The 26,195-nt window shown below is 47.0% G+C and carries 22 protein-coding genes; 9 read left to right on the top strand and 13 right to left on the bottom strand.

The features are described 5' to 3' along the window. The first annotated feature begins 4 nt into the window (after window positions 1-4). Window positions 5-2,011: a transketolase C-terminal domain-containing protein gene (locus AAAA73_RS08290; RefSeq protein WP_340597740.1), complete on the top strand. Its 2,007-nt coding sequence runs from the start codon at window positions 5-7 to the stop codon at window positions 2,009-2,011. 33 nt (window positions 2,012-2,044) lie between these two features. Here the strand turns inward: AAAA73_RS08290 and AAAA73_RS08285 are convergent, their stop codons facing one another. Beyond that, window positions 2,045-2,956 (bottom strand): trypsin-like serine peptidase, encoded by a 912-nt coding sequence (locus AAAA73_RS08285; protein WP_340597739.1) that lies wholly within the window; start codon window positions 2,954-2,956, stop codon window positions 2,045-2,047. Between the two features lie 174 nt (window positions 2,957-3,130). Here AAAA73_RS08285 and gloA point away from each other — a divergent pair, with 174 nt between their 5' ends. Both gloA and AAAA73_RS08275 read left to right on the top strand, forming a co-directional pair. After that, a complete protein-coding gene (gloA, locus tag AAAA73_RS08280) occupies window positions 3,131-3,643 on the top strand; it encodes a lactoylglutathione lyase (RefSeq protein WP_340597738.1) in 513 nt (170 codons plus the stop codon). Window positions 3,644-3,785: 142 nt separating this feature from the next. After that, a complete protein-coding gene (locus AAAA73_RS08275; protein WP_340597737.1) occupies window positions 3,786-4,052 on the top strand; it encodes a hypothetical protein in 267 nt (88 codons plus the stop codon). An 84-nt stretch (window positions 4,053-4,136) separates the two neighbouring features. Here the strand turns inward: AAAA73_RS08275 and AAAA73_RS08270 are convergent, their stop codons facing one another. Then, window positions 4,137-4,610, bottom strand: coding sequence for a chemotaxis protein CheW (locus tag AAAA73_RS08270; protein WP_340597736.1), 474 nt, complete (start codon window positions 4,608-4,610; stop codon window positions 4,137-4,139). Between the two features lie 248 nt (window positions 4,611-4,858). Here AAAA73_RS08270 and AAAA73_RS08265 point away from each other — a divergent pair, with 248 nt between their 5' ends. The 4 genes from AAAA73_RS08265 (at window position 4,859) to AAAA73_RS08250 (ending at window position 11,129) form a co-directional block, all read left to right on the top strand. After that, window positions 4,859-6,994, top strand: a complete 2,136-nt coding sequence (locus AAAA73_RS08265) for a chemotaxis protein CheA (protein WP_340597735.1) — start codon at window positions 4,859-4,861, stop codon at window positions 6,992-6,994. Further along, window positions 6,991-7,860, top strand: coding sequence for a CheR family methyltransferase (locus AAAA73_RS08260; protein ID WP_340597734.1), 870 nt, complete (start codon window positions 6,991-6,993; stop codon window positions 7,858-7,860). The genes AAAA73_RS08265 and AAAA73_RS08260 overlap by 4 nt, the downstream gene beginning before the upstream one ends. 7 nt (window positions 7,861-7,867) lie before the next feature. Next, window positions 7,868-8,929 carry a protein-glutamate methylesterase/protein-glutamine glutaminase gene (locus tag AAAA73_RS08255; RefSeq protein WP_340597733.1) on the top strand — a complete coding sequence of 354 codons (1,062 nt, stop codon included), beginning with the start codon at window positions 7,868-7,870 and terminating at the stop codon, window positions 8,927-8,929. Window positions 8,930-9,032: 103 nt separating this feature from the next. Further along, window positions 9,033-11,129, top strand: a complete 2,097-nt coding sequence (locus AAAA73_RS08250; RefSeq protein WP_340597732.1) for an ATP-binding response regulator — start codon at window positions 9,033-9,035, stop codon at window positions 11,127-11,129. 14 nt (window positions 11,130-11,143) lie between these two features. Here AAAA73_RS08250 and AAAA73_RS08245 read toward each other — a convergent pair whose 3' ends face one another. Continuing rightward, window positions 11,144-12,328: a CCA tRNA nucleotidyltransferase gene (locus AAAA73_RS08245; protein WP_340597731.1), complete on the bottom strand. Its 1,185-nt coding sequence runs from the start codon at window positions 12,326-12,328 to the stop codon at window positions 11,144-11,146. A gap of 77 nt (window positions 12,329-12,405) precedes the next feature. On the opposite strand from AAAA73_RS08245, the gene AAAA73_RS08240 reads away from it, so the two are divergent. After that, window positions 12,406-13,221 carry an alpha/beta fold hydrolase gene (locus AAAA73_RS08240; RefSeq protein WP_340597730.1) on the top strand — a complete coding sequence of 272 codons (816 nt, stop codon included), beginning with the start codon at window positions 12,406-12,408 and terminating at the stop codon, window positions 13,219-13,221. Window positions 13,222-13,302: 81 nt separating this feature from the next. Further along, window positions 13,303-14,919, top strand: a complete 1,617-nt coding sequence (locus AAAA73_RS08235; RefSeq protein WP_340597729.1) for a DEAD/DEAH box helicase — start codon at window positions 13,303-13,305, stop codon at window positions 14,917-14,919. Window positions 14,920-15,031: 112 nt separating this feature from the next. On the opposite strand, the gene AAAA73_RS08230 is transcribed toward AAAA73_RS08235, so the two are convergent. From AAAA73_RS08230 to AAAA73_RS08185, 10 genes are all read right to left on the bottom strand, one after another. Continuing rightward, window positions 15,032-15,763: a helix-turn-helix domain-containing protein gene (locus AAAA73_RS08230; protein ID WP_340597728.1), complete on the bottom strand. Its 732-nt coding sequence runs from the start codon at window positions 15,761-15,763 to the stop codon at window positions 15,032-15,034. Window positions 15,764-15,892: 129 nt separating this feature from the next. Further along, window positions 15,893-16,558, bottom strand: coding sequence for an ankyrin repeat domain-containing protein (locus tag AAAA73_RS08225; RefSeq protein ID WP_340597727.1), 666 nt, complete (start codon window positions 16,556-16,558; stop codon window positions 15,893-15,895). Then, on the bottom strand, window positions 16,558-17,856 hold the full coding sequence (locus AAAA73_RS08220) for a D-alanyl-D-alanine carboxypeptidase (protein ID WP_340597726.1): 1,299 nt from the start codon (window positions 17,854-17,856) through the stop codon (window positions 16,558-16,560). Before AAAA73_RS08220 ends, AAAA73_RS08225 begins: the two co-directional genes overlap by 1 nt. Before the next feature lie 252 nt (window positions 17,857-18,108). Beyond that, window positions 18,109-20,010 carry a hypothetical protein gene (locus tag AAAA73_RS08215; RefSeq protein ID WP_340597725.1) on the bottom strand — a complete coding sequence of 634 codons (1,902 nt, stop codon included), beginning with the start codon at window positions 20,008-20,010 and terminating at the stop codon, window positions 18,109-18,111. Between the two features lie 88 nt (window positions 20,011-20,098). Further along, window positions 20,099-21,106 (bottom strand): ferrochelatase, encoded by a 1,008-nt coding sequence (gene hemH, locus AAAA73_RS08210; protein WP_340597724.1) that lies wholly within the window; start codon window positions 21,104-21,106, stop codon window positions 20,099-20,101. Beyond that, entirely contained in the window at window positions 21,099-22,307 is a 1,209-nt protein-coding gene (locus AAAA73_RS08205) for a protoporphyrinogen/coproporphyrinogen oxidase (protein ID WP_340597723.1), read from the bottom strand. Before AAAA73_RS08205 ends, hemH begins: the two co-directional genes overlap by 8 nt. Continuing rightward, the gene (hemN, locus tag AAAA73_RS08200; RefSeq protein ID WP_445292036.1) at window positions 22,304-23,653 is read right to left on the bottom strand and encodes an oxygen-independent coproporphyrinogen III oxidase; all 1,350 of its coding nucleotides are present in this window, start codon (window positions 23,651-23,653) and stop codon (window positions 22,304-22,306) included. The genes AAAA73_RS08205 and hemN overlap by 4 nt, the downstream gene beginning before the upstream one ends. After that, window positions 23,653-24,675, bottom strand: a complete 1,023-nt coding sequence (locus AAAA73_RS08195; protein WP_340597721.1) for a uroporphyrinogen decarboxylase family protein — start codon at window positions 24,673-24,675, stop codon at window positions 23,653-23,655. The genes hemN and AAAA73_RS08195 overlap by 1 nt, the downstream gene beginning before the upstream one ends. Continuing rightward, complete coding sequence (locus AAAA73_RS08190; protein ID WP_340597720.1) at window positions 24,672-25,349, bottom strand: response regulator transcription factor; 678 nt, start codon at window positions 25,347-25,349, stop codon at window positions 24,672-24,674. Before AAAA73_RS08190 ends, AAAA73_RS08195 begins: the two co-directional genes overlap by 4 nt. After that, a complete protein-coding gene (locus AAAA73_RS08185; RefSeq protein WP_340597719.1) occupies window positions 25,346-26,194 on the bottom strand; it encodes a sensor histidine kinase in 849 nt (282 codons plus the stop codon). The genes AAAA73_RS08190 and AAAA73_RS08185 overlap by 4 nt, the downstream gene beginning before the upstream one ends. Window position 26,195 lies beyond the last annotated feature (1 nt).

The raw sequence follows: 26,195 nt of genomic DNA, 5'->3' as shown, positions 1-26,195 counted from the left end.
TTCTATGACTGAACCTATTCAAATCAAATCAAAATTGGCTGGCAACCCGACTCAAGAACCTCAATTCAAAAGCTTCGTTAAAAGCAAGGACGGCAGATCTATTCCTGTCGCGGATCCTCGCTCGACGCGCGCGCTTGTGTCCTTGATGGACATGAATGCGGTGCTGGGTGGCGCAGCATCTCACTACGGCGGTCCTGCCGCTTTTGCAGAGCTGATGTCAGCAATGCATGGTCACGTTTTCGATGTCGCTCAACGTGATAACAAACCTTGGTATGAATTGTTTCATTTGGTTAATGATGCTGGTCACTGCGAAAACGGTTTGTACGCGTTGAAAGCGAACTACCAAATGGCTGGTTTGAATTTGAACAGCCTTAAAAAATTCCGTTCGATCGAAAGCGGTCTGACCGGTCACGGTGAAGTTCACTGCTTCCCAGAAGGTGTCTTCGTTTCCAACGGTCCCTTGGGTTCCGCATTTCCGCAAACTCAAGGTTTGGCGATGGGCGAGGCGATCTCTGGTAAAAACCGTGTGACTATCACAGCGATCTCTGACGGCGCCAGCATGGAAGGTGAAGCTCGTGAATCTTTCGCGGCTATTCCAGGTTTGGCAGCGACGGGGAAAATGGGTCCTTACGTTTTGGTTATCTCTGATAACAACACGAAGCTTTCTGGCCGTATCGACAATGAGTCTTTCTCTATGGCGCACACTTTCGCGTCTTTGAAAACGATGGGTTGGGATGTGATCTCCTTGCCTGAAGGCAATGACTTGCAAAAATGCTACGACGCTATCGTGACTGCAGTGGAAAAAGCGAAAGCCAATCCAAAAGTTCCAGTGGCGATTCACGCTAAAACTATCAAAGGTATCGGAACCAAGAAAACTGCAGAATCTGCAAGTGGTGGTCACGGCTTCCCTTTGAAATCTCCAACTGAACTTCCGGCATTCTTGTCAGAAATTTACAACGGCGAGGCTTTGCCAGCTGTTTACAACACTTGGATCGACGAATTGAACAAGTGGGAAGCTGAAATCAAAGCGAATGCAGTCAAAGACACGGGCGAGAAAATCCAAACAGGAATTTCTTCGGCAATGATCCGTGCTCGCAAAGCAGGTCTTCCGGTATTGAGTGTGACTTCGGATCTTCCGGGCTCCACAGGTGTGGCAGGATTCAGAAAAGAATTCCCAGGTGATTCCTTTGACGTGGGCGTGGCTGAATCCAATATGATCTCCACAGCGGCAGGTCTTTCTAAATTGGGCTATATCCCAGTTGTAGATACTTTCGCACAATTTGGTGTTACTAAAGGTGCTTTGCCAATCACGATGGGTGCATTGTCTGAGGCTCCTGTTGTTTGCGTATTCTCGCACACAGGCTTCCAAGACGCGGCGGACGGGGCTTCTCACCAGGCACTAAGCTATATGGCGATGGTTTCCTCTATCCCGCATGTTGATGTTTACTCACTGTCTTGCAGTGAAGAAGCAGACCAAGTGATGTTCACAGTTCTTGAAAACTTCGCCAAAGATCGCAAGTCTGGCAAAGTTCCAAACAGTGCCGTGTTCTTCTTGGGACGTGAAAACTTCCCTAAATCCTACGTGGCTGGTGCTAAGTATGATCTTAAGAAAGCTCAAGTGCTTGCGGATACGACGGCTGGAAAAGCTAAATCCGTAACGATTGCAACGACGGGCTCTTTGGTTCCACAAGCTTTGGAAGCTGCCAAAACTTTGGAAGCACAAGGCGTTGGAGCTGTAGTTGTGAACTGCGTGAACGTAAATCATGTGGATGTTGAAACTTTGAAAGCCGCATTGGCAAAAACTGGTGGCCGTATGGTTACTGCTGAAGATCACCAGATGATCGGTGGTTTCGGCCAAATGCTTTGCCACGCTCTATTGCAAGCGGGTGTTGAGTTTAAAGTGAAGTCTTTGGGCGTGCACGGCGAATTCGGTCAAAGCTCTTACACAGCGTTGGATCTATACAAAAAACACAAAGTAGACGCTTCAGCGATCGTGGCTGCCGCCAAATAAGGTGCCAAGTCCTAGTTCTTATTACGATGCATGTTAAGGGGAGGCGAAGGCTTCCCCTTTTTCTTTCAGGGATTGCATGATGAACGTGATGGGCAGAATATTTTCGCCCATGCATTCATTGTCTTTGCATAGTTTCGGCATCTGACAACCCTCTACGGTTTCTTCCAAATCAGTTTCGCCAGAATTAACTATTCCAACCAGTTCGTGAGTTTGTTTGTCAAAGACAGGACCGCCGGAGTTCCCACCGTACACATCCAGATTGCTGACCGCCAGGATGCGATCAAAGCTGCGAATAAATCCATCAGCATACTTTTTTGATGTTCCCAGCGGGTATCCTAATGTGTAGATGGAGTCGTTTAGATTTATCGGGGAATTTTTGATCCTCGCTGGTTGAACTTCAGGAACTGTGCGATCCAACTCTATCAGAGCATAGTCACTAAGGTTTCCTTTTTCGAAGAACGACAGCACGCGAACCTGTTTGCAGTAGTAGATCTGTTCTTTTGGAATAATCATGTTGTCCTGATTAAAGCCAACCACGAAGGCCGCATCGGCACAGGTGTCTTTTTTCATAGTCACACAATGACCGGCAGTGAGAACCAAATTTGGCGCAACCAATATAGCAGAGCATTGAGCGGGATTTTGCGACGAACTCAGTTGAAAATTAGAACAAGTTTTATGGGAGTCGTGAACTGTCTTGTTTGGCAGAGTAAATCCTTGCGGGGATTCAGTTAATTCACTTCGATACATCATGGCTACGCTGGCCTGAACGTTGTTTTGAAATTCGGCAGAGTCAGAAATCGAAGTTTCGTCGGGAAGGCTTACGGAGTCCTCACCATAAACGACGGCGTTGCCTTGGTTTTTATCCAAGGAGAGAGTACTTTGGGGGGCTTCTGAACAAGCCGCCAGGATGAAAATGGAACCCACGAACCACAGAATGAATCTCATGATTTAGGATCTAGCAAAAAGGGGACTTTGACGGGTGCGAGCAGGGTCTTTTTAGAGGGAGTTTGCCTGTCAAAGTCATGAACAGCTGCCATAAAAAGTTAAGTGGAAATGTAGCGGGACCCTTGGGTTTTACTGTGCTATAGCTAAAACATCTATTTCCAATAAGGAGTCCCCATGGCAGACAATATTCCTGGATTGTGCACAAATCCGGACGCTGAAACCGGAAAGTACGTATTCAACCACACGATGCTAAGAGTGAAGGACCCAAAGGCTTCTTTGGATTTTTATACTCGCGTGTTGGGAATGAAATTGGCGCGTAAACTGGATTTCGCAGAGTGGAAGTTTTCTTTGTTTTTCTTGGCTTACGTTCCAGAAGGCACGCAGGTGCCAACCGACAACGAAGCCAATGCAAATTACGTATTTGGTCGTGAAGCGGTTTTGGAGCTGACTCATAACTGGGGTACGGAAACTCAAGAAGCCATGCCTTATCATAATGGCAACACCGAACCCCGTGGCTTCGGTCATATTTGCGTAACAGTCCCGGATATCAAAGCAGCATGCGAGCGATTCGAAAAGCTGGGTGTGAATTTCCAAAAGCGCTTGGGTGAAGGCGGGATGAAGAATATCGCGTTCATCAAAGATCCGGATAACTATTGGATCGAAATCATACAGGCCGGGTTACTGTAAAAGTACCCGCAACGGAGCTATTTTAAGTGGTCACGCTGTGAAAAAATTCTAAAATCAGTCCCTGTGGGGACAATTCGATGGAGAATTCCACCAAAGATCTATATTCCTAATTCTGAATTTAACCAACTGATTAGGAGTCTAAATGAAAGCAGCTATTTTTGCTTTGGCTTTGGTGGGTCTTACATCTCAAGCTCACGCTGATATCTACAACTTGTCTTGCGGCCAATTGGCAGACGCTAAAGCAAGCGTTCGCGAAGGTATCGCTGATATCAATGTTAAGATCAAAGATGCGCGTAACGGCGACACTGTTGCTTTCTTGAAAAGCGAAAGAACTCAACTTGTAAACGCGTTGGTTCGTCTTGATTCTGAAATCAAAGACCGTTGCATGGGTGACGACTACAACGACTAGTTGTTGAATTTGTCGATGCGACAAAAAGAAAAAGGCACTGATGTTCTCAGTGCCTTTTTTATTTTTAAAACAGCAGGACAGCTATTAAGCAGCCTCAGCAAAATTAGCCATTTGGCCCATTTGATCCTGAGAGAATGCCGCTACGATGTCGACCAGGATAACGACTCTGTTGTCGACTTTACCCATGCCGCGAACGAAATGCATTGAGCTGTGATTGCCCAGAACCGGAGACGGTTCGATTTGGTTATCTTCCAAATCAACGACTTCTTTTACGGAGTCCACGATCATGCCCACTTGACCGATTTCAGTGTCGATCACGATGATGCAAGTGTCGCGAGTTTTATCTTGTGCATCCATTCCAAATTTCACACGCAAGTTAACAACTGGAATGATTTTTCCACGCAAATTCATGACACCCTTAACGTATTCAGGGGTGCGTGGAACCGGAGTGATTTCACCAAACTGGTTGATCTCGCGAACGGTTTCGATCGCAACACCATATTGCTCTGACATCAACTGGAACGTCAGGTATTGACCAGCTTTTGCTTTCGTAGACATTTCACTCATAGTTATGGCCTTTCAAATTTAGTAGCTCCCTACTATTCGCCTAAAACAGATAACTACTTGAGGTCCTGTTAAGAATTATTGTTAATTCGCATTTTCGTTTCAAAGCGGTACGGCCTCTGGCCCTATGGCTAAAACCCGTAAGTTGGCGTTTTCTCTGGACCTTTGCCGGAATAGCAAAAGTGCTAAGTTGCCGATAATCCAAGCGAATAGATTTACCATGTTTCCATTGGAGAGAACAAATGAGCGATGATAATGCATTCTTTGAAGAACTGCAGATGGATTTTCTTAACGAGTCCCTGTTCATGTTTGAACAGTACGAAGAATCCATGATGAAGTTGGAAAACAGCGACGATCCGGCTAAGGATCTGACAGATATTTTTCGTGTTGCCCACTCGGTAAAAGGTGGTGCTGCAGCAGTAGGGCTTACTGATCTCTCCAAATTCGCCCATGTTGCAGAGGATCTTTTGGATCTGCTTCGCTCCAAGCCGGAACTGGTAAATTCGAATGTCATCTCGTTGCTGTTGCAAGCGGGTGACGAACTTAAAAACCGTATCGCTTCTTTGCAGCAGGGTCAGGGTGGTCCATGGGATCCAGCGGCCCTGGTAAAGCAACTTGTGGAAGTGACAGAAGGACTGTCAGGTAAAAAATCCTCTCACACAAAGGCAGCAGAAGCGGCAGCCAAGACAGCAGCAGCAGCAGCGCCAGTTGAAGAAGTCAAAGTGGCAGTGCCTGATGATTTCTTCGAGCACGTGGATGCGGCAGCAGCAGCTCCAAGAGAGCCTGAGATGGTCATTCCTGAGCCAGCGGACGACGTTGTGAATCACGATCTATTGGCGGAACTGTTATCGCAGCTTTCTCCTGAAGATCGCGCTGAATTTGAAGCCAAAGAAGCTGCTGAAAAAGCCGAGCAGGAATTAATCCGGGAACTTGAACAAGCGTCCATTGAAATTCCACAGGAAGAAGTGGCTCCTGCCGTAGTCGCAGAAGCACCCATGGCCGCGCCAGTTGCGGGTCCGACAGTGTCGCCTGCAGCCACGGCTTCCCCAGAGCCGGTCGCTGAAGAGCCAAAATTGAAAGTCGTTGCCCAAGCCAAAACTCCGTCTTCTTCTGATAACGGTGGTGGCAGTGCAAAAGCTCCGGCAAAAAATCAAAACAGCACCATCAAAGTCGACACGGGTCGTGTGGATTCAGTATTGGATGCAGTGGGTGAGCTGGTTGTATTGAAAAATCAGTTGGTACACGACGAAACTGTTCGCAGTGGTGAAAACCTGCGTTTGGAAGCGATCGTGGATCAGTTGGACAAAGCGGTGCGTGAGCTTTATGAGAAAACATTGAGCATCCGCATGACGCCGCTAAAATCCATGTTCATTAAAATTCAACGTATCGTTCGTGACGTGTCTTTGACTTTGGATAAACCGGTTGATTTACAACTGATCGGTGAAGAAACTGAAGTTGAAAGAACCGTGTTCGAGCTGTTGGGCGACCCTTTGGTTCACTTGGTTCGCAACTCCATGGATCACGGTGTGGAGAAAAAGGAAGTTCGTCAGGAGCGCGGTAAACCCGCGGTGGCGAAAGTGACAGTCTCTGCAAAACAAAATGGCGGTAACGTTATCATCGAAATCATCGATGATGGTGGCGGTATCAACCGTGAAAAAGTTTTGAGCAAAGCGATTGAAAAAGGCTTCGTGCCAAAAGGTGTGGATCCTTCCACAATTCCGGATGAATCCGTATTCCAATATATTTTCTATCCTGGTTTCTCCACAGCGGACAAGATTTCCGATCTTTCCGGTCGTGGCGTGGGCTTGGATGTCGTTAAATCGAACCTTGATAAAATCAACGGTAAGATCAACATTATGTCCAAAGCCGGTCAGGGGACGACGTTCCGTCTGACAATTCCACTAAGCACGGCAATCACTGACGGCATTATCGTATCTTTGGATGGTTCCCGTTATATTCTGCCAATTCACTCCATCCGCGAAATCGTGCGTGTTCTTCCGAAGGACTACACGAATATTTCCAACGCTGGAAAAGTCGCAAACATTCGTGGCTTGCTGTTGCCGGTTATCGATGTTTCCCGCACGCTGGGCACATTGAATCAGACGCTGACAGGCGATGTTGTTAAAAAAGACACGTTAAGTTCCCGTCGCGAAGAGACGATGCTGGTGGTGATTGAATCGGTGACAGGCCAGATGGCATTCCCGGTGGACGATGTCCTGGGGCAGGCGCAGGTTGTTGTGAAACCGATTGTAACTGGATTTGATATTCCGGAAATCGCCGGCGCGGCAATTCTGGGTGACGGTCGTACTGTACTTATTCTTGAACCAGGAGCTTTGCTTCAGTCCGTTTCTAAATCATCAGAAATGGCGGCAGCATGAGTGCTTTAAAGAAAGTGGATCCAACCAGTGCACTGTATGAGTTTGAAGACATTCAGCTCACGGAGAAGATGTTCACCAAGTTTGCCAAGCATATGTATGAGCTTGCGGGCGTGGATCTGCCATTTTCCCCTAAAAATCATGCATTGATCAGAAACAGAATCGTCAAACTATTGCGTCGTCACGGTCTTAAATCCTACGAGCAGTATTGGGACATGGTCGAACACGGCAACAAAGAAGTAACGTCAGAATTTATTTCCGCTCTGACGACGAACATGACGTCGTTTTATCGCGAATCAAATCATTTCGAATTCCTGGCGCAGCAGTTGCCGGATCTTTATAAGAAATTCGGGACGGATATTCGTATGTGGTGTGCGGCAGCCAGTACGGGGCAGGAACCCTATACGATCGCAATCACTGCTCACGAAGCGATGCAACAGGTGACTGGAATGAAAGCGCGATTGCTGGCGACAGACATTGATTTGCAGGTGCTGAAAAAAGCAACCAGCGGAGTCTACGAAGAGCGTGAAATGCAGGGACTGCCACCGGCAACTCGTATGAAGTACTTTGAAAAAATGAAGAAGAACGAAGTCGAATACTGGAGAGCCAAAGACTCTATCCATGACATGATTCGATTTGCGCCATTCAATTTGATGAGTCCCAAGTACGAATTTCAAAACAAATTTCATGTGATTTTCTGTCGTAACGTTCTGATTTACTTTGATGAGGAGACGACTAAAAAGGTCGTCGACAGTCTGACTTCATGTCTGGCGCCGGGTGGTTATCTGGTGTTGGGGCACTCTGAGTCCGGCAATATTAAACACACACAATTAAAACCGCTTTCACGCGCAGTTTATCAAAAGCTGTAGAGGAATCATGAGCCAAAAAATTAAAGTACTCATAGTTGATGACTCCGCAGTAATTCGTAAACTGTTGGAAAAAATATTCTCCTCGGTAGCAGATATTGAGGTGGTGGGCACGGCGGCTGATCCGTACATTGCCCGTGATAAACTGGTGGCATTGAAACCGGATGTGATGACATTGGACGTGGAGATGCCTCGCATGGACGGCATCAGTTTTCTGGAGAAAGTGATGCAACACTTTCCCACTCGCACGATTATTTTTTCGAGCTTGGCAAAGACCGGTTCGGAGACCTATCTGCGTGCGCTGGAGGCTGGTGCGATTGAAATTATGGAAAAGCCTTCCATTGACGTTTCCCAGTCATTGGAAGTTTTGGGTCGAGAGATCGTTGAAAGAGTTCGTATGGTGGCACGCTCGCGTATACAGGCAAAAACCAAAATTCCAACTCCGACGGCACAGGTTAAAAAAGTGGACCGTACATCCCTGGCTCGTACCACGCATCAGATGATCGCAGTGGCTTCCAGTACAGGGGGTACAGAGGCATTGAAGGTTTTCCTTTCGGGGATGCCGGCAAATATTCCAGGAACAGTGGTGGTTCAGCATATGCCACCGGGCTTTACCAAGTCCTTTGCGGATAATTTAAATGCCATGTTCCCATTTGAGGTGAAAGAAGCCCAGGAAGGTGACCAAGTGGTCCCTGGCCGGGTTTTGATTGCTCCAGGAAACTTCCATATGGAAATCACCCGCAGCGGTGCCTTCTACTACGTTAAACTTCATCAAAATCCGCCCATGCACAGCGTGCGCCCAGCGGCTGATTATCTAATGAAATCAGTAGCTAAGTACGCCGGGAAGAACGCCCTTGGGGTGGTTTTAACGGGTATGGGTAAAGACGGTGCAGAGGGGCTTTTGGAAATGAAGAATGCCGGGGCTTATACCGTCGCTCAGAACGAAGAAACTTGCGTGGTTTACGGAATGCCAGCCGCGGCTGTGGCTTTAGGCGCAGCTGACAAGGTTTTAGCCTTGGATCGCATCGCCGGAGACCTCCTAAAACAGCTGGATTTAAGAGAAGCCGCTTAACGATTATTACAGAATTTAAATGGAACATGTAAAACGGAGAAAGTGCAGACTTTCTCTGTTTTATTTTATGTCCCTGTGGGAGTATTCGAACACTAGTGCGTATATGAAAAATAATGAATTGTTGGAATTAGAAATTCGTAAAGTAGATCTGCTTTTAGGGCAGAGCTACACCTCTGTGGTGGCCGTTCTCACCACGGCTTATTTCTATACGTTCATCGCCTGGAGCACTATCTCCCACAAGTTCCTGGTTTTCTGGTTTATCACGATAAATATTTATGCTGCCTTAAGCCTGGGGATTGTTCCTTTTTGGCGTGAGGCCATGACCAAACTTCAATCCGAAGAGCAGCTGAACAAATGGAAGTACGCAAAGTACGTCATGATTTTGATTTCGGGTGGCTGTTGGGGTGCGATGGGTTTCGTCGCTCCATGGGCCGGCACGAGCGTGCAGATTTTAACCTCGATGTTGATTGCCGTCATGAGTGCTGGCGGCATGATCTTGTATGCCGCCAACAGGGTTGCGATGATCTTTCTGGTCGGACCGACGGTTGTGGGCTGGGCGGCAGGCTATCTTTATTCCGGTCAGTCATATTCCTACCTGGTCGGATTTATCATGATTGTCTACTTTGGCTTGGTGGTTTCTTTGGGGCGTTCATTGAATCGTTCCATGGCCACTTTGTTCAGCCTTGATAAAATTCTGATTCGCAGTGAAGAGCGTGTGCGCATGGCCATGGCGTCCTCTGAAGCCATGACGTGGGATTGGGATATTCAACAGGATATGATTTTCCGAGAGGGAAATCTGTCACTTCTTCCTGAACAAGCGTTGCTGAAAGATATCCTTAAAGCAAACTTCGTTGAAAACCGTGAATTGGATTTTGAATTCAATCTGATTAACGGCAAGAACGGACCACGTGTTTTGGCTTTCCGTGGAAAGGTCGAGCGTGACGATGACGGAGCCGTCTTGCGAACGACGGGTATCGTTTGGGATGTCACGACGAAAAGACATCAGGAGTCCCTGCGCCGTGAGCGTGATCTGCACGAAGCTGCCAATGAAGCGAAGTCATTTCTGTTGGCCAATGCCAGCCACGAAATTCGCACACCATTAGCAGCCATATTGGGTTATGCCGAGGCATTGCTGGCAAATCCTAATTTGGATGACAGCGTTTATAAGGATCTTCACTCGATTCAGCGTCAGGGTAAATTCATGACGTCGTTGGTGAACGATCTGTTGGATCTGTCCAAGATTGAAAGTAAAAAACTGCTTCTGCAAAAAACTCCGATGAGCCTGGTACGGGAAATCGAGGATGCGGTGTCTGTGATCCGCACTGTGATTGATAAACGTCATAGCTTGAAACTAAGTTTTGCGACTTTGGTGCCGGATGAAATTCAGATGGACTCGGTTCGCTTCCGTCAGGTGTTGATCAACTTGCTGTCAAATGCGGTGAAGTTCACTCCGCAGGGTGAGATTCAAGTCACTGTTTCTTTGGGTTTTGATATCAACAATAAAGGGACCTTGCGCATTCGCGTGGCCGATTCTGGTATCGGGATGAATGAGCAGACTCAGAAGAATCTGTTTCAACCATTCATGCGTGGTGAAGGTGTCGAAGTTCAAAAAGTCTCCGGTTCGGGACTGGGTTTGGCTTTATCGCAGCGTTTGGCTCGTTTGTCCGGCGGGGATTTAAGTTTGATTGAGTCGATTGAAGGCAAGGGGAGTGTGTTTGAATACTCTGTGGCCCTTGGCTCTGTGACGGATCTAAAACTGGTTGAATCCCATCTTGCAGGCCGGTTGGTTCAGGAAAGAAATCTGCAAAATCAAGCACGCGAGTATTTGAAGGACCGCCGTATCCTGGTTGTCGATGACTCCGAAGACTTGCGTAATTTGATGCACAGATATCTGAATCGTCATGGTGCCATTGTTGATGTTTGTGAAAGTGGACGTGAAGCGCTGGATAAAGCCGCTTCAGATGATGGCTACGATCTGATCTTGATGGATATTAAAATGCCAATCATGTCGGGGCATGAGGCCACTCGGGCCTTGCGTGGGCGCGGCTATACCAAACCGATTATTGCGATCACAGCTCAGGCCAGCTCTGAAGGTCAAAGCGACTGCCTGAACTCGGGCTTCGACGGCTATTTAAGCAAGCCCGTCGACACATCCATGCTTGAGGAAGTCCTGTTGAAGGCCCTTCCTGTTAAAAATTAAATTCTACGGTAATTTTAATGAGTCGGCGGAACTTGGGCGCCGTTGAATTTTTCCACCTGTTGCATCCAGTAGTGGATCTCCGGAGCAGACAAAGAGAAATCCAGCATCGAAAGTTTCATCGCAAGTCCAAAGGCTTCATTCTTAACGAAGGCCATTTGGCGACGTTCACCTTTGCGGGAATAGCTGTCGATCTTTTTCAGTCCCGACATCAAGTGCAAGGCTTTAAAGAACACGGCCGTTTCCTGTTTGAAGATGCCCATTTCTTCGCGGATGAAGTAAGCAAGTTTTGGATCGTTCTCGATTTCGCTGTCCCATTGGCCTTCGCCATACTGGGCTTTCATGAACGAGAACATGAATCCTGCAAACAGTTCCAAAGGATCCTGGCGATTGATGCCCACTTGATTGATGCGGGCCACGTGAAGTTCGAACGTCTCCATTTTTACCGGATCGATAAAGACAGAATGCAGGCCTGGCAGAATTTGCTCCAGGATGTGCAAGTCGAACAACTCCATGAATGCCAGATGCGGCTCGTTCAAGCGCATGAATTTCAACCACTCTTCGCGACGACGGGGCAGGACGGACTTTTTCAATTCCGGAGCGCACTCGGAGATCGCATGGCGCATGGTTGATTCAATCGAGAAATGCAATTTATGTGAAAGACGAATCGCACGTAAAATACGAATCGGATCTTCGATGAAGCGATCCTTGGGATCACCGATCATACGCAGAACGCGATCTTCAATATCCTGAATGCCGCCACAGAAATCGATCAGTTTGTTGTTGGCTGGATCATAAAAAACAGCGTTGGCTGTGAAGTCGCGACGTTTGGCGTCCTCTTCAACCGTTCCGAAATAGTTGTCACCTTCAATTGTGTCCTCTTCAGGAGTTGCGGCAAGCTCTTCGGCGCTGATGTTTCTGCGGAAAGTGGCAACTTCGAATTGCTGATCACCACGCTTGACCAAAACAAGTTTGAATCTTCTCCCGATGACATAGGCATTGGGAACTTTCTTGCGAACTTGGTTGGGGTGAGCGCTGGTGGCGATGTCGAAATCTTTTGGATGAATTCCCACCATAAGATCGCGTACGCAACCACCAACAAGATAGGTTTCAAAACCGGAATCTTGCAGGTTTTTGACAATTCTTAATGCGTAAGGATCGATCCAGTCTTCATGAAGCTGGGGCTTTTTGGTAAAACTCATTGTCGCTGAATCTACTCCCGTTCGGACTAAAATTCAAACTTGAAATACCCCACTCATGGGCGCAGGATAGGGGCCGTATGGCATACTTGGAAAACTTCAATTACCAGATCTATGGTCCAGAAGATGGACGAAAATGGGTGTTTATTCACGGGCTTATGGGCTACGGCCAGAATTGGCGCCGGATTATTTCGGGGCTGGAGACGACCGAGCGCTGTCTGGCTTACGATCAAAGGGGCCACGGCCGATCATTTCAGCCGGAGGCGGGATATTCACCTGAAGACTACGCCAATGACCTGAAACAGATCGTGGACGAGTTGGGGTGGGATAAGTTTATCCTGGTTGGTCATTCCATGGGTGGGCGCAATGTCTTGGCCTTTGCTTCAATGTACCCGGAGTATGTTGAAAAACTGATCGTGGAAGATATCGGCCCCGAGGCTGCACCCAATGCCTACGAATACTATGAGTATCTCTTGAATCTTGCACCGACGCCATTTGCCTCCCGTGAGGAGGCTCGCAAGTACTTCATGGAAGACTTTGTGAAAACAGCCAAGACCCGAGAAAAAGTCGAAGTCATGGCTCAGTACTTTTATTCAAACATGATTGAAAAACCAGACGGGACTGTTGATTGGCGGTTCTCCAAGTATGGTATCATCGAATCAGTGAAGGCCGGACACACGCGTGAGCGTTGGGACCAGGTCCGTGACCTTAAAATGCCAACCCTTTGGATTCGGGGCGAGAAGTCTCAAGAGCTAAAACCTGATGTTTATCAGAGAATTTTGGCCGAGAACCCGATGATTAAGGGCGTCGAAATCCCTGGGGCTGGACATTGGGTCCATTCAGATCAGCCTCAGACCTTTATAGAGACCCTAAAAAGCTTTGTTGGTGACTTTTAAGGCACCGAAAAGTAGGTTTGGGTCAAAGAACCGGAGTATAAGAAATTGAAATTCTCAGAGTTAAATTTAGATCCCGCTTTGATGACTGCTATCCAAAAAATTGGATATGAAGAATGCAGTCCTATTCAAGCGCAAGCCATGCCATTTATTTTGGATGGCAAAGACGTCGCCGGCCTGGCACAAACAGGCACCGGCAAAACAGCAGCATTTGTTCTGCCATTGATGGAGCGTATTTTACGTGCTCGCCCAGCTCACGGCGAAATTTCTGATTCAGAAAAAGAAATCATCGAAAAGCGCGCGTTCAAGGACTGGAAACCACAAAACTTTATTTTGGTTTTGGTTCCGACACGCGAATTGGCAGAGCAAGTACAAGACAACATCATCAAGTTCGGCGTTGATAGCGGCCTTAAAGGTTTCGCGATCTACGGCGGTACAGGATACGACAAACAAAAAGAGGCGCTTAAAAACGGTGTTGAATTCATCGTGGCAACTCCAGGCCGTTTGATTGATTTGTACAAAGAGCACTTGGTGGATTTGAAGCAGGTTCGCGCAATCGTGTTCGATGAAGCAGACCGCATGTTCGACATGGGCTTCAAAGACGACATGAAGTACATCCTGCAAAGAGTGCCACGCGAACGCCAGTTCCTGGTTTTCTCTGCAACTTTGAACTTCGATGTTTTGAACACCGCTTACCAATTTGGTTCCGAGCCGGTTGAAATCAACATCAGCCGTGACCAGGCCAAAGCGGAAAACGTGAAAGACCAGATCTTCCACGTGGGCAATGCTGAAAAACCTCAGCATCTTTTGTCTTTGCTAAAAGCACACAATCCGAAACAGGCGATTATCTTCACGAACTTCAAAATGAACGTCGAGAAAATCACCAAGTTCCTGGTTGATAACGATGTACCTGCGATGGCGATTTCCAGCTTGTTGACTCAAGCTCAGCGCAACCGCGTGATCGAGCAGTTCAAGGCTGAAAATCATCTGAACATCCTGGTGGCAACGGACGTTGCGGCCCGTGGTTTGGATATCAAAGGCGTTGATCTGGTAATCAACTATGAATTGCCAATGGATTCTGAATCCTATGTTCACCGTATCGGCCGTACTGGTCGCGCGGGCACAACAGGTCAGGCGTTCTCGATGGTTGGAGAAAAAGACATCGAGTCTTTGACTCGTATCGAAGATTATTTGAAACACAAAATTGAAGTGGGCTATTTGGAAAACGAACAGCTTCTTCAGGAATTCAAGCCATTCCCAGATCGTTTCGACGGTCACTATCCAAAATCATTGGATGGGGAGCGCGGTCCTCGTCGTGAGGGCGGTCGCAGTGCTGGCGGCGGTAACCGTGAACGCGGACCTCGCCGTGAAGGTGATCGTGGTCCACGTCGTGAGGGGCGTGACAGCAATCGTGGCCCACGCGGTGAAAACCGTGGCGAAAACAAAGGACCACGTGAGGAGCGCAAAGGCGCTACTGCGCAGAAGTCTGATGGACCTCGTCCAGGACACGCAAAGCGTCCTGAACATGGTAGTAAGCCACAGCATGGTCAATCTAAGCACGGTGACAAACGTCACGCGGGCCAAGGCGGAAACAAACGCCACGAGCCACGCAAAGGCGCAAGTGCCGTTCGCAGACCACCGAAACCGAAGCAAACAATCGGCAAAAAGATTTCCAGCTTCATCAAAAAATTGTTCTCTTAAAAAGAAAAACCCCGGCGTCCCCGGGGTTTTTTTGTTTGTGGACTACAATGACAAATCTACACCCGCTACGGGTGTGCAAACTGCCAATTTTGTCCACGACTTCTTTGTGTTATTAAATCGGGAAAATATCCTTCACTTTCAGATCTGCATTCACCAGCAGGGCTGCGCAGTGAACCAGGTCGCTGGATTTGTGGATCTTCTTTTCGCGATCCGTTCTTTTTGAGAACTCTTTAAGTAGATCTTCCAGCGCCATTCTGAATTCCAGGGCTGATTTGTGAGTTAAAGCGAACTGTCCGAATCCTTCATACAGCCAAGGTGTTTTTTTGTACTCGTCGGCGTTCTTCAAAGAATCGATAACAGCGCCATAACTTCTTTTTTGAAAAGACTCAGTGAGTTTATCACTCATTGTAAATCCGTCCTTCAATGAGGATGTCAGTTTTCCATCCACGAATTCCAACACTTCAATTTTCACAAGGTCGTCGACGTACTGATTCATTTTGGCTTTCGATAGCTTGTGATTGTCGGCTTTTACCAATTCAAGGCTCATTAAATGATGATGAAGTTGAACAAAGAAATTGAAATGCTGGGGATGCTTGAGCAAAAAGTTTTCCTGCTTGTCTGTCAGCTTTGCGAATCCGCGACTCTTCAAGGAGATCAGATCCTTAAGGCTGATATCCAGGAATGACAGAATGGCATTCAGCTTGTTGAATGAGATATCATCGCCAGTCAGAAGTTTTTTAACCCCTGATTCGGACATTTTGAGTTTATCCGCCAGGTCTTTGTAAGTGATACTGCGGGACTTAAGAACATTTCTTAGTGCTTCAGATACGTTTGTGAATTCCATAATGACTCCTTTGTTGGATTGTTGAGCCAACTATGAATCGGGTACTTTTCTTCATCAAGACATATAAAGTACCATAAAAAGGTACTTATTCAGAGGGAGAAATGGTGTTAGGTTTTGTTGGCGAAGGCTTTATTTGGATTTCTTGGATAAAAGAGATGTGAGTGTCTGGTTTTTTAGTTCCTTGGAAAGGTCCAAAGCATTCTTGCCGTCGTTGTTTTTTACAGAAACGTCAGCGCCATTTTTAACCAACATTGTTGCGATGTCGGTGTATCCGGCAAGGATTGACTCAATCAGGGCGGTGTTGCCCAGGGCGTTTTTCTGATCGATGGTCTTTTTGTCTTTTTTAAGAATAAGCTGCGTGGTCTTCTCGCTGCTTTTGGCAGCGGTGATCAACAGGGTGTCTTTGTTTTCGGAAAGAACCGGAATATCAACCTTCGCACCGGATTCGATCAACAACTTTGCCGCTGCATCTTGATCATTAGAAACAGCCATAGCCAAGGCGGTGTCGCCCAAATTATTTTGTTGTTCCAGGTTTGGCTTCAATTTAAGAATCAATTTTAATGCCTGAAGGTTGCCATTCATTGCGGCAGCCATCAGTGGAGTGATGCCGTCTTCGTCGCCTTTGGCAGGATCAAAAGATTTGTCCTGCACATGCTTTTTAACTTCGGAATTTTTCTGCAGCTCAATGGCTCTGTTGATGTTCTCAGCCGACTCGCCACCGCGGGCCGTGATTGGTCCAAACGCCGTGAAGAGAGCCACAAGAACATAAAAAATCCAGATCGCCACATTGATCATTAGTACATTCCTAATTTAGGCCCGTATTCCAAAACCAAGGCTGATCCCTTGTCGAACGGAAGGGGGCTGAATTCGGAGTAGTTAATTTTTTTGGAGCCATTGTTGATGGTGAACAAGGCACGGATACGATTTTTGATAGCATTGGCCGCTGAACCATTTTCGCCGGAAGAATCCTTGTGCATAAGAATCACAAAGTAAATTGTCCCGTTACCGGTGGAGATCGTGCCGGCAAGTGTTTTCGCTTTATCAACGGTGCCGGTTTTGCCAACCATTGCACCTTCCATAGCGCCACCGTATTTCGCAACTGTGGATTCAGTGTCAGTTCCAGCAACTGCCATGACATCAGTTAGTGCCAATCCCTGAGTCGCCAAAACTTCGTTCAGACAAATCAAAACTTTGATCATCGCAGAACAAGTGCCTTCGTTGTAGTCGTATTTTTTCTTGGAAATATAGTCAGCATTGTTCCCGGAGCCCAGATTGAACTGTAGATCCCGGTTGTCCATTTTCAGATTCTTTTGCAGGAATTCGTTAAATGCCGGAGTGTCGCCCAGATTCCAGTACAGATGATCTGCAATGTAGTTGTTGGACTTGTTGTTCATGTTCTTGATGATTTTATGCAACGGAGCTGAACGATAGGTGAAGGAAACAGTTTGAGTGTCTTGTTTGAATTCCTGTTTTGGCAGGAATTCAACTTTGTTGAATTTGATGTTGGGCTTGGATTCCGGCAACAGAACTTCCACAGACTTCGCCATGGCGCGAACATACTTGTAGGAGTTGTCAGCGATGGGCGTGATGAAGCCGTTTTCCAGCTCATGTTTTACATGCGCTGTTTGGGCGGCAAGATCAGGATAGTATTTCGTGTCGCCAGCAATCGCTGTCGGCTCCTCGACGTTCCACTCCATCAAAAAGTTTTCGTCAAAGGTCAGGGTGTCGACTTGTTTGATATTCAACTCGCGCATCGCCATTTGCGCCAGAACAAAGTAACCCACGCTGCGACCGAAGATAGGGTCTTTACCGCCTTCAATGTGCATATCAAAAAGACCGTCAGCCTTTTTGGTCAGATGAATTTTAGTGGTGAAGCGATATTTGGGACCCAGAGTTTCGATGGCCCAAAGGGAAGTCACAAGTTTTGAAATAGAAGCCAGTGGGAACTTTTCGTCTTTACTGCCGTTGCCTTCGATGCTTTGCGATTTGGCTTTCATCGTGCAGGCAGAATTCAGATATACTTTAGCAGAAGCAGATGTCGTGAATCCCACGACCAGAGCAGCTATTACGAATTGTGTTTTCAAGAATGACACTCTTGTTCCCCTTGGTTCTTGATGTAAGTGAGCTGGTCTACTTAGCAACTAGGGTGGGATTAATATACTTAAAATCCTTTAATCTAAAGAATGTTTTGAGGTCAGGACAATGTTTTCCCGGTGCTTTTGGGAATTCGCTGGGTATTTATTACAATTTTGCGAAATGACGACGGAATTCGCCAGGATAAGGGCAGGAAACAGTCACACAAAGGGCAAAAAAAAAGGGCCCTTTTGCAAGGCCCTTCAAAGTCATTATGGTTTTTTGCTTCCACCGGTGGAGTCTGTTACCAGACGCAAATCGAAGGAACGATCGTTGATCAGGTTTTGGATATACAGCAGGGATTGGTACAATTGCTGCTTTTCAAAGTTACCGAAGCGGAAATTGATCTGATCCACTTTACGGCCTGTGAAAGTCATTTCGTATGTAACCAGTTGTTCAAACTGATTGTCCGGCAAAAGAGTCAGTACAAAATAAGCACCGTGATCACGCCACATGGCGATCTTTTGCAGATTTCTGAAAGCCTCATAGCGAGCCTGGTCCGTCATATACGGTTGCAGCAGGTACGAGAAGTTTTCAGAGATCTTCGCAATCTTGTTGCGTCTTAACTGATCCAGATCCTGATCTTCTGATTTCAGGTAAGCCAGGAACATTTTTTTAATCTGGCTTGCCGTGTAGTTCGGAAGGGCGTCGTAGGCTTCAGGATGGATGCACACCTGGTGACGGAAATAACCATTCACGATATCGCCATCTGAAAAATCCCAGCGCTTCCAGTCGATTTGGCGATAGATCCACTCTGGCAGAATTTCCATTGTGCGGTTTTGCATTTTACCGAAGTCTTTTTTGGAAACGTTTCTCATGCGGGCTTCATAGAAGTGGGAAGCCGTCACAAAAGAACCCGGTGTCCATTTCGGATTGGAGTTAAAGATAATGTGATCACCTTCAGTGATTTTGTTACCCCAGATGCCGTAAAAGATTTTGGACTGAGCTGATTTTTGGTACGTGTCCAGAATGTATTGCTTTTCAACGTTATTAGAGTCGAAGTTTTGCAGTTTGTTTTGGGAGTACATTGTGTTCGCTTCCAGGCGCAGGATGCTCATGGAAAGTTTGTAGCGGGACATGACATCGACAGATGTATTGGATCCTTTGAAGACGCGATCAATGCGGCGTTGATCAGCTGGCAAGTTATGATCTGCCATGTACATGTCTTCAACTTCAGACATGTCCGTCATCAATTCATTCTGCAACTCAGGACGGGAAGCTGTTGGGTCGATAACTTTAAGATTTTTGAATTTCAACTTCTTGTTCATGAAGTTGTTGAATGCAGTCGCGGCCTGGGCATTTTTAAGATCGAAAACGTAATCCAACATGAAAACGTCATTCATGCTTTTGCCGAAGTTCAAAGACGCTGGCTTCAAGTCAACCCAACGCTCAAGTTTGCGATCAATAACTCTTAAGCCCACAACTTTCAACTTACCAAGGTAGTCGATGCTGGCACTGGCACCGACACCACGACGTCTCATCGTGATCAACTTCACGCGGATTTTATCATCCGCCATGCGATACAAGTGGATCATGAAATCGCCAGCCATAAACACATGCGTGGAGCCACCCAACTCGATGGTTGGATTCAGGTCTGTAGCCCCGCCAACCGAGAACACGATGTTCAATTTCCCTTGAAGGGCAACGAAGTCACCGACCTTCAGGTTTTTAACTGCCTTTTGAGCGGTGAAAGGAATTTGTTTGATCGAGTATGGAATCGCTTTAAGTGAATCGCCTTGTGTTTTAAATTGGCGGGCAAAATAGACTTCCGTGCCATTTTCCACTTCCAAACCAAATGGAGTGTCGCTGCCATCGATAAGATCACCGACGTTTAATTCAGAAGTTAGTACATACTTATCCAGGCGAGTGTAATAACCATCCAGGTAAGAAGGTTCGGACTTGGCTTTGTATTTCAGGGAAACATGAAGACCGTCAATGATGTCACCACCAAGACCGATGGTGGCACCGATATCTTGTTTGGCGATTTGTTTGCGGATTTTTTCGACCACTTTTTTGCCGGGTTCAAAAATATCCAAACCTGCGTGAGATGTAACGGGAACAGATAGAGCGAGGACAAGTGCGATCAGTCCCGCCTTCAATGATGTCGTTTTCAAAGTTGCTACTCCTGAATGATTAGGGCTCCAATATTTGTTCAGGATTTGTTATATAGCAAAGCGCAGCGGGTCAAATTAGAGTAATCTCTCAAGACTGTGATGCGACCAATCGGGCAAACTGATTCACCCACGAGCTGTTCACATTCACGCACGGCACCAAGTGAAATTCTTTGCCGCCAGCTTCATGGAAAGTTTCTTCTCCACCGATTCCGATTTCTTCCAAAGTCTCGATGCAATCAGCGACAAAGGAAGGACATAGAACAGCAATACTTTTATATTTTGGAGCAAGTTCCGCGATCGTCGCATCCGTTGCCGGTTTCAACCATTCATCACGGCCCAAACGAGATTGGTAAGCCAGGCTCCATTGGTCTTTTTTAAGTCCCAACTTATTGGCGATGGCTGTGGCCGTCGCAAGACATTGCGCACGATAGCAGGGCTTATCGCAAGCTCTGGGTTGAACACAACAATCTGCCGTCACCAGGCAGCCTTCGTTTTGTTTCACATGGCTTTCAGGCAGGCCGTGAAACGAAAACAAATAGTGTTCGATTTCCTTGCCCTGAAGGTGTTCCCGGGCGATTTCCACACTGGGATCCACAAACGAAGGATGCTGATAGAAGTCACGGATGCTTTTAATTTTAAGCTTTAGCCCCAGTTTTTTTATCTGGCGCTCGACTTCACGAAGAGACGATCCCGTGGTCGCGTCGGCGTACTGAGGGTACATCGGAGCAAGAAGAACACTTTCAACACCGGCCGCCGCGAATGCTTTCAAAGCCGATGGAATATCCGGGTCGCTGTAGCGCATGCCTACTTGAACCAGGTATTTGTCTCCCAAATCCTTTTGCAGTTTCTCGGCGAATTCAACTGTGTACACAGTCAGCGGCGAGCCATTTTCAAGCCAGATTTTTTTATAGTTCCCGGCAGAGATCGGGCCCCGTTTTGGCACAATCAAAAGATTTACCAAAGGCCAACGAAGGATGAATGGTAAGTTGATAACTTCTTTGTCCATCAGGAAATGAGTCAGATATTTTTTAACATCTGGAACCTGATAGGTGCGTGGGCTGCCAATATTTAAAAGTAAGACGCCTGTTTTAGCCATGTTGACTCGCTATTTCTTCACTAAGACGTTCACTGCGTTCCAGAATTTTGCTTAAGCCGATTCCAGATAGATAATTTCCGTGCAGGAAAATGCCCGGCACTTTTATTTCCGCAAGCTGGTTTTGAATGCTCTCAAGCTCCAGATCATAAATCGGCAAAGCCAGATCCCAACGGAAAATCTTGGCGTCCAAAATGGTGTCCTGGCGTTTGAACAGGGATTTTCTTTCTTTGGTGATCAGGTCTTTAAGATCTTTATCAGAGTAGTTTAAAAGATCCTGATTATTCTTGCCGCCCATGATCCAGGTTTCGTTGTAGGTCTTATCACGACCCGCGAAAATATAAGGAGGCATCAATACGCCAAAGGTGCGCAGTTTCAGATCACGCGGAATCAAGCAGCCGAAACCCTTGTACTTGGTTTGCGCCTTATCAAAAAACACTGTGGTGCTGATCAACGAGGACATATTCACACGCTTCAACAATGTTGAAAGCTGTGGAGCACGAGTGGCAAGGATGTTTGCAGCGGCAGACGCTGACGTGGCGATTACCACCGGACCTTCCACTGTTGTGATATCCAGATCCGAGTTCAAATAAATTTCGACATCCAACTGCTGCAAGGTCGCATGCAGATAATCGACAATATCCTGCATTCCATTGGGACCGCTGATCGTGCCGCGGAACTTTTCACGGTCTTTCTTAAATAGCGGTGTGATGATCAATGAAGCGCTCAGGTCCTTGGCTTCATTGGCATAGATTCCCTGCATCGCAGGTCCCAGTAGGAAGCGGGTCGGTGCTTTTCCCAAACGGCGCAAGCCCCAGTCTTGAAGTGTCTCGCCCGATTTTGGTTTCAGCGAAGCTTTGGCAAATAAAACACGGGGAATGACCGTGAAGGCCACTTTCAGAATTTCAAAGGGATTCAGCGGCATGGCTTTGGGAAAACCGCGGAAGATGAAGCGTTTCTTGGAGGACTCTAACGGATAAGTCAGGTCCAAACCGATTTCTTTAAAGAGTTTTTCAGAACGGTCGGTCAGGATCAGGGAGTTGGCGGCTTTTTCAGCCATGCCGTATTCGCTATATTCAGTTCCCAAAAGTCCGCCCAGACGCTCGGACTTTTCGTGAAGATGAACCTTGAATCCTTTTTGCGCCAGCTTCAGGGCAATTGTTAATCCCGCGAAACCAGCACCAATGACCGTGATCTTTTTCATATCGACTGAGAGAAAATCTTGGTTTGAGGTTGTTTGGTCTTTAAACGTTCATCAAAGAACACGCAGGCGTTGCGCAGGAACGGGCGTCCCGCTTCCAGAACAACCAGTTTGTGATCCTTGATAACCAAAAGCTCGTCTTTGATCATTTCGGTCAAAAACTCAGTGGCTTTCTCTTCTTGTTCGTCACTTAGGAACTCGACTTCAAATTCAGTCATCAATTTTAGAATCTGACGACGGCGAATCTGGTCTTCCTCGGTCAGGATGTGTCCGCGCATTGTCGGGATCAAACCATCGTTGATGGATTGCTCGTACAAAGGCAGGACTTTTTCATTCTGATGGAAGCTGAATGGAGTTTCAGAAATAGAAGAAACGCCCAGACCCAAAAGAACATCCGTTCTTTGATCTGTATAGCCCATGAAATTTCTGTGCAGACGTTTTTCGTCCATGGCGATGCTCAAGTTATCAGTTGGCAGGGCAAAGTGATCCATGCCGACTTCCACGTAACCGGCGTTTAGCAAAATGCCACGGGCGATTTCATAAAGCTCACGCTTTTCAGCAGCTTTAGGAAGATCCTCGTCCTTAAAAAGACGCTGAGCCGGTTTAATCCAAGGCACCAAGGCAAAGCTGTACAAGGCAATACGATCCGGGCGCAACTTCACCGTTGCTTCCGCCGTTTCGCGGATGGACTCCGCAGTTTGTTTTGCCAGACCATAAATCAAATCGAAGTTAACGGAAGTATAACCCAGATCGCGGGCTGCTTGGGAAAGCTCGGCCGTGATTTCCAGGGGCTGAATGCGGTTTACCAGGCGTTGAACCTCAGGATTGAAATCCTGAACACCCATGCTGACACGATTGAAGCCCAATGTGCGCAATGCCTTCAGTTGTTCCGGTGTGGTTCTGCGTGGGTCCACTTCGATGGAGCCCTCGAAGTGCTCTTTATCCAAGTTGCAGTCATTCACGATCGGAGTCAGAAGGCGCAGCAGGGAGTCAGCAGAAAGGAACGTCGGAGTTCCACCACCCAAATGGATGTGTTTCAACGGAGCTTTCAAAAGTTCTGGCACCTGTTGCTTGTACAGATTCCATTCTTTGATCAGCATATCCACATACGGAGACTCTTTTGAATGGCTTTTCGTGATGATGTTGTTACATCCACAGAAAGTACAAAGAGTTTCACAGAATGGAATGTGGACGTACAAAGACCAACCACCTTCGCTTTTTTGCAAAGTCGTTTTCAGGTGGGACACCCATTGGTCGCGTGTGGGATTCGTCTCCCAGTAAGGAACCGTCGGGTAAGAGGTGTACCGGGGTGCCGGCACATCGTATTTTGCCAGTAGATTTTTAATCATCATGAAAGTACCTCTCGAACAGTTTCGATGAATAGTTTCACGTTCTTCTCGGGAGTTTTGGGAAGGACGCCGTGGCCCAAGCCGCAGACCCAGCCAGCACGTTGTTCTGGTGACATTTCTTTCATCGGAGCCAGGAAGTTTTGGACCGCTTTTTTGAAGTCAGCGTCGTCCATGAAAAGCAAGCTTTGGTCGAAGTTGCCTTGGACAAAACCTTTGTTTTGAACTTTAAAGCATTCAGGGATGTAGCAACGGTGGTCGAAACCCTGACCCGCCCAAGGAAGCTCGGTGAATTCTTTATTAAAGAACGTCGGCTGTGTGCCTTTGGAGTAGTAACCGATTTTACCCGGGAATTCTTTAGCCAAAACGGAGATCACTGGTTGAATCCATTCACGGAAGAATAGCGGGGAAACTTCGCCAGCAGCTGTATCAAAGATCATGACGATCTCAACGCCGCCATCCAATTGAAGCTGGATGTTTGCTTTTAGAAGTGGAAGCATTTTTTCCAGGAACTTAGGGAACATATTGATCAATACTTTGGATTGAATCAAAGAACCTGCGTGGGAGCCTTCAACGCCGTAAACGAACAATGTCCAAGGACCGCCAACAAAGCCGATCAAGCTTTTGTCTTTAGGAAGCACTTCGCGAGTCGCGATCACTGCCTCTTTTTGGAATTTCATGAACTCGATCGCAGGTGCCACTTCGCCCAGGTTGTTGATCGTTTCAGGGTTTAGTTTGAATCCCAATTGCGGGCCATGAGCGTCTGTGTATTTCAAGCCCATGCCCAATGCTTCCAATGGGAATAGGATGTCAGAGAAAAGGATCGATACGTCGAAGTCAAATTCAGCAACGGGTCCACGAGCTACTTCAGCAGCCAGTTCCGGAGTTTTGCAAAGCTCTTCGAAAGAGTTTTTCTTTCTCATGCCTTGATAGTGCTGGTGATAACGGCCGGCCTGACGCATGAACCAGATCGGAGGTGTCTTCTGTGCTTTTCTTTGAAGAGCGTTGTGAAAAAGTGTGTTCATGTAGTTTCCTCCGTGGACCATTGGTAGCCGATGCCGCGCACAGAACGAATGTGTTTGTCGCCGTCCTCGCCCAATAATTGGCGCAGACGTACGATCGTGTTGTCGATGGTTCTGTGGCTAGGGTTCTTATCAACACCCCAGATTTCATTCATGATCTCGTCACGACTTAAAACCCGTGGTGCTTTATCAATTAATAACTGCAAAATCTTCATATCTGTAACTGCAGGGTACTCGATTTGACCTGAGTTCTTACGTACGGACATATTGGTAAAATTAATCACACATGTTGTTAGCTGCACTTCCTTTAACGGGGCATGTGCATCCAATACGTGTTTTACGCGGATCAAAAGCTCTTTCAAATGGAAAGGCTTCGGAATGTATTCCGCTGCGCCCAGTTCAAATCCCTGCAAGCGCGATTCAGCATCGGCTTGTGCTGTCAGAAACAGGAACAGTACAGGAGAGTTTTTCTTCATTTTTGCGGCAAGTTCAAAGCCAGTGCCGTCAGGAAGGCCCACATCCAGGATGACCAGGTCAAAATCTTTTTCCTGGGTGTAAACGGACCAGGCATCCGCAACACTTTTGCCCCAGAAGACTTCGTAGTCTTTGCGCAGGCGTTCCGTCAGTGTTTCGCCCAGGGATAAATCATCTTCAACCAGAAGGACTTTTCTCATCATAGAAGCTGGCCCTCCAATTGAAGTATGGATTTGAAGCCGTTTTTATCAGAGGATTCGAATTTGATATCACCGCGCATTTTTTCCATCAGACGTTTTGTGATCAAAAGTCCAATGCCGTTGCCGCGGGAATCTTTGGAATTCAATAGTTCAGAACCCAATTTACCGGTTTCACCTTTAAATCCCAGGCCGTCGTCTTCAAAGATCACTTCCAGGCGACTGCTGCCGACAGCGCGTACGCGAATACGAACCGTAGTGGCTTTGCCGTGCAGAACAGAGTTCTGCAAAAGATTGCGAACGACACTCATCAAAGCTCTGCGGTCGCCGGAAATTTTGGCGTCACGCTCAAGCTCGACAGAAAGATCAGCAAATTCACTGCGCAGATTTCCCAATAGTTGGCTTAAAGACATTTCTTCGTGCAGAAGGGGACTGACTTCCAAGTTTGCAAGTAATAGCGAGTTTTCCAGCTGCAAATCCAAGCGCTGGATATCAGAGATCAAACGTTTCATGACTGGCGGACTGTTGCCTTGCAAGTCTTCCTCCAAAACTTCAGCTTGCAGTCTAAGACGAGCAATTGAAGTTTTGATATCATGACTGAAAGTCGAGAAAAAGAAACGCAGCCGATCGTGGCGCTGTTTATCGCGGAAAGTAAAAACGATCAGGGAAATACCACCGATTAAGATGGACCCCAAAAGAATGGATCCTTCCCAGGCGATCATGCGATGCTGACGAGCACCTTCCAGTTCCATCAAAAAGAACACCCACCACCAAGACACAAGCGCAAACGTGAACGCGAACCAGATGATCGCGAGCACTGTTTTCAAATGTGACTTGAGAAAGTTCTTCATT

The organism is Bdellovibrio sp. GT3 (assembly GCF_037996765.1).
In the GTDB taxonomy this organism is placed as follows: Bacteria; Bdellovibrionota; Bdellovibrionia; order Bdellovibrionales; family Bdellovibrionaceae; genus Bdellovibrio.
The sequence above is the reverse complement of the archived record's forward strand: the minus strand, read 5'-3'. Positions and strand labels throughout refer to the sequence as shown.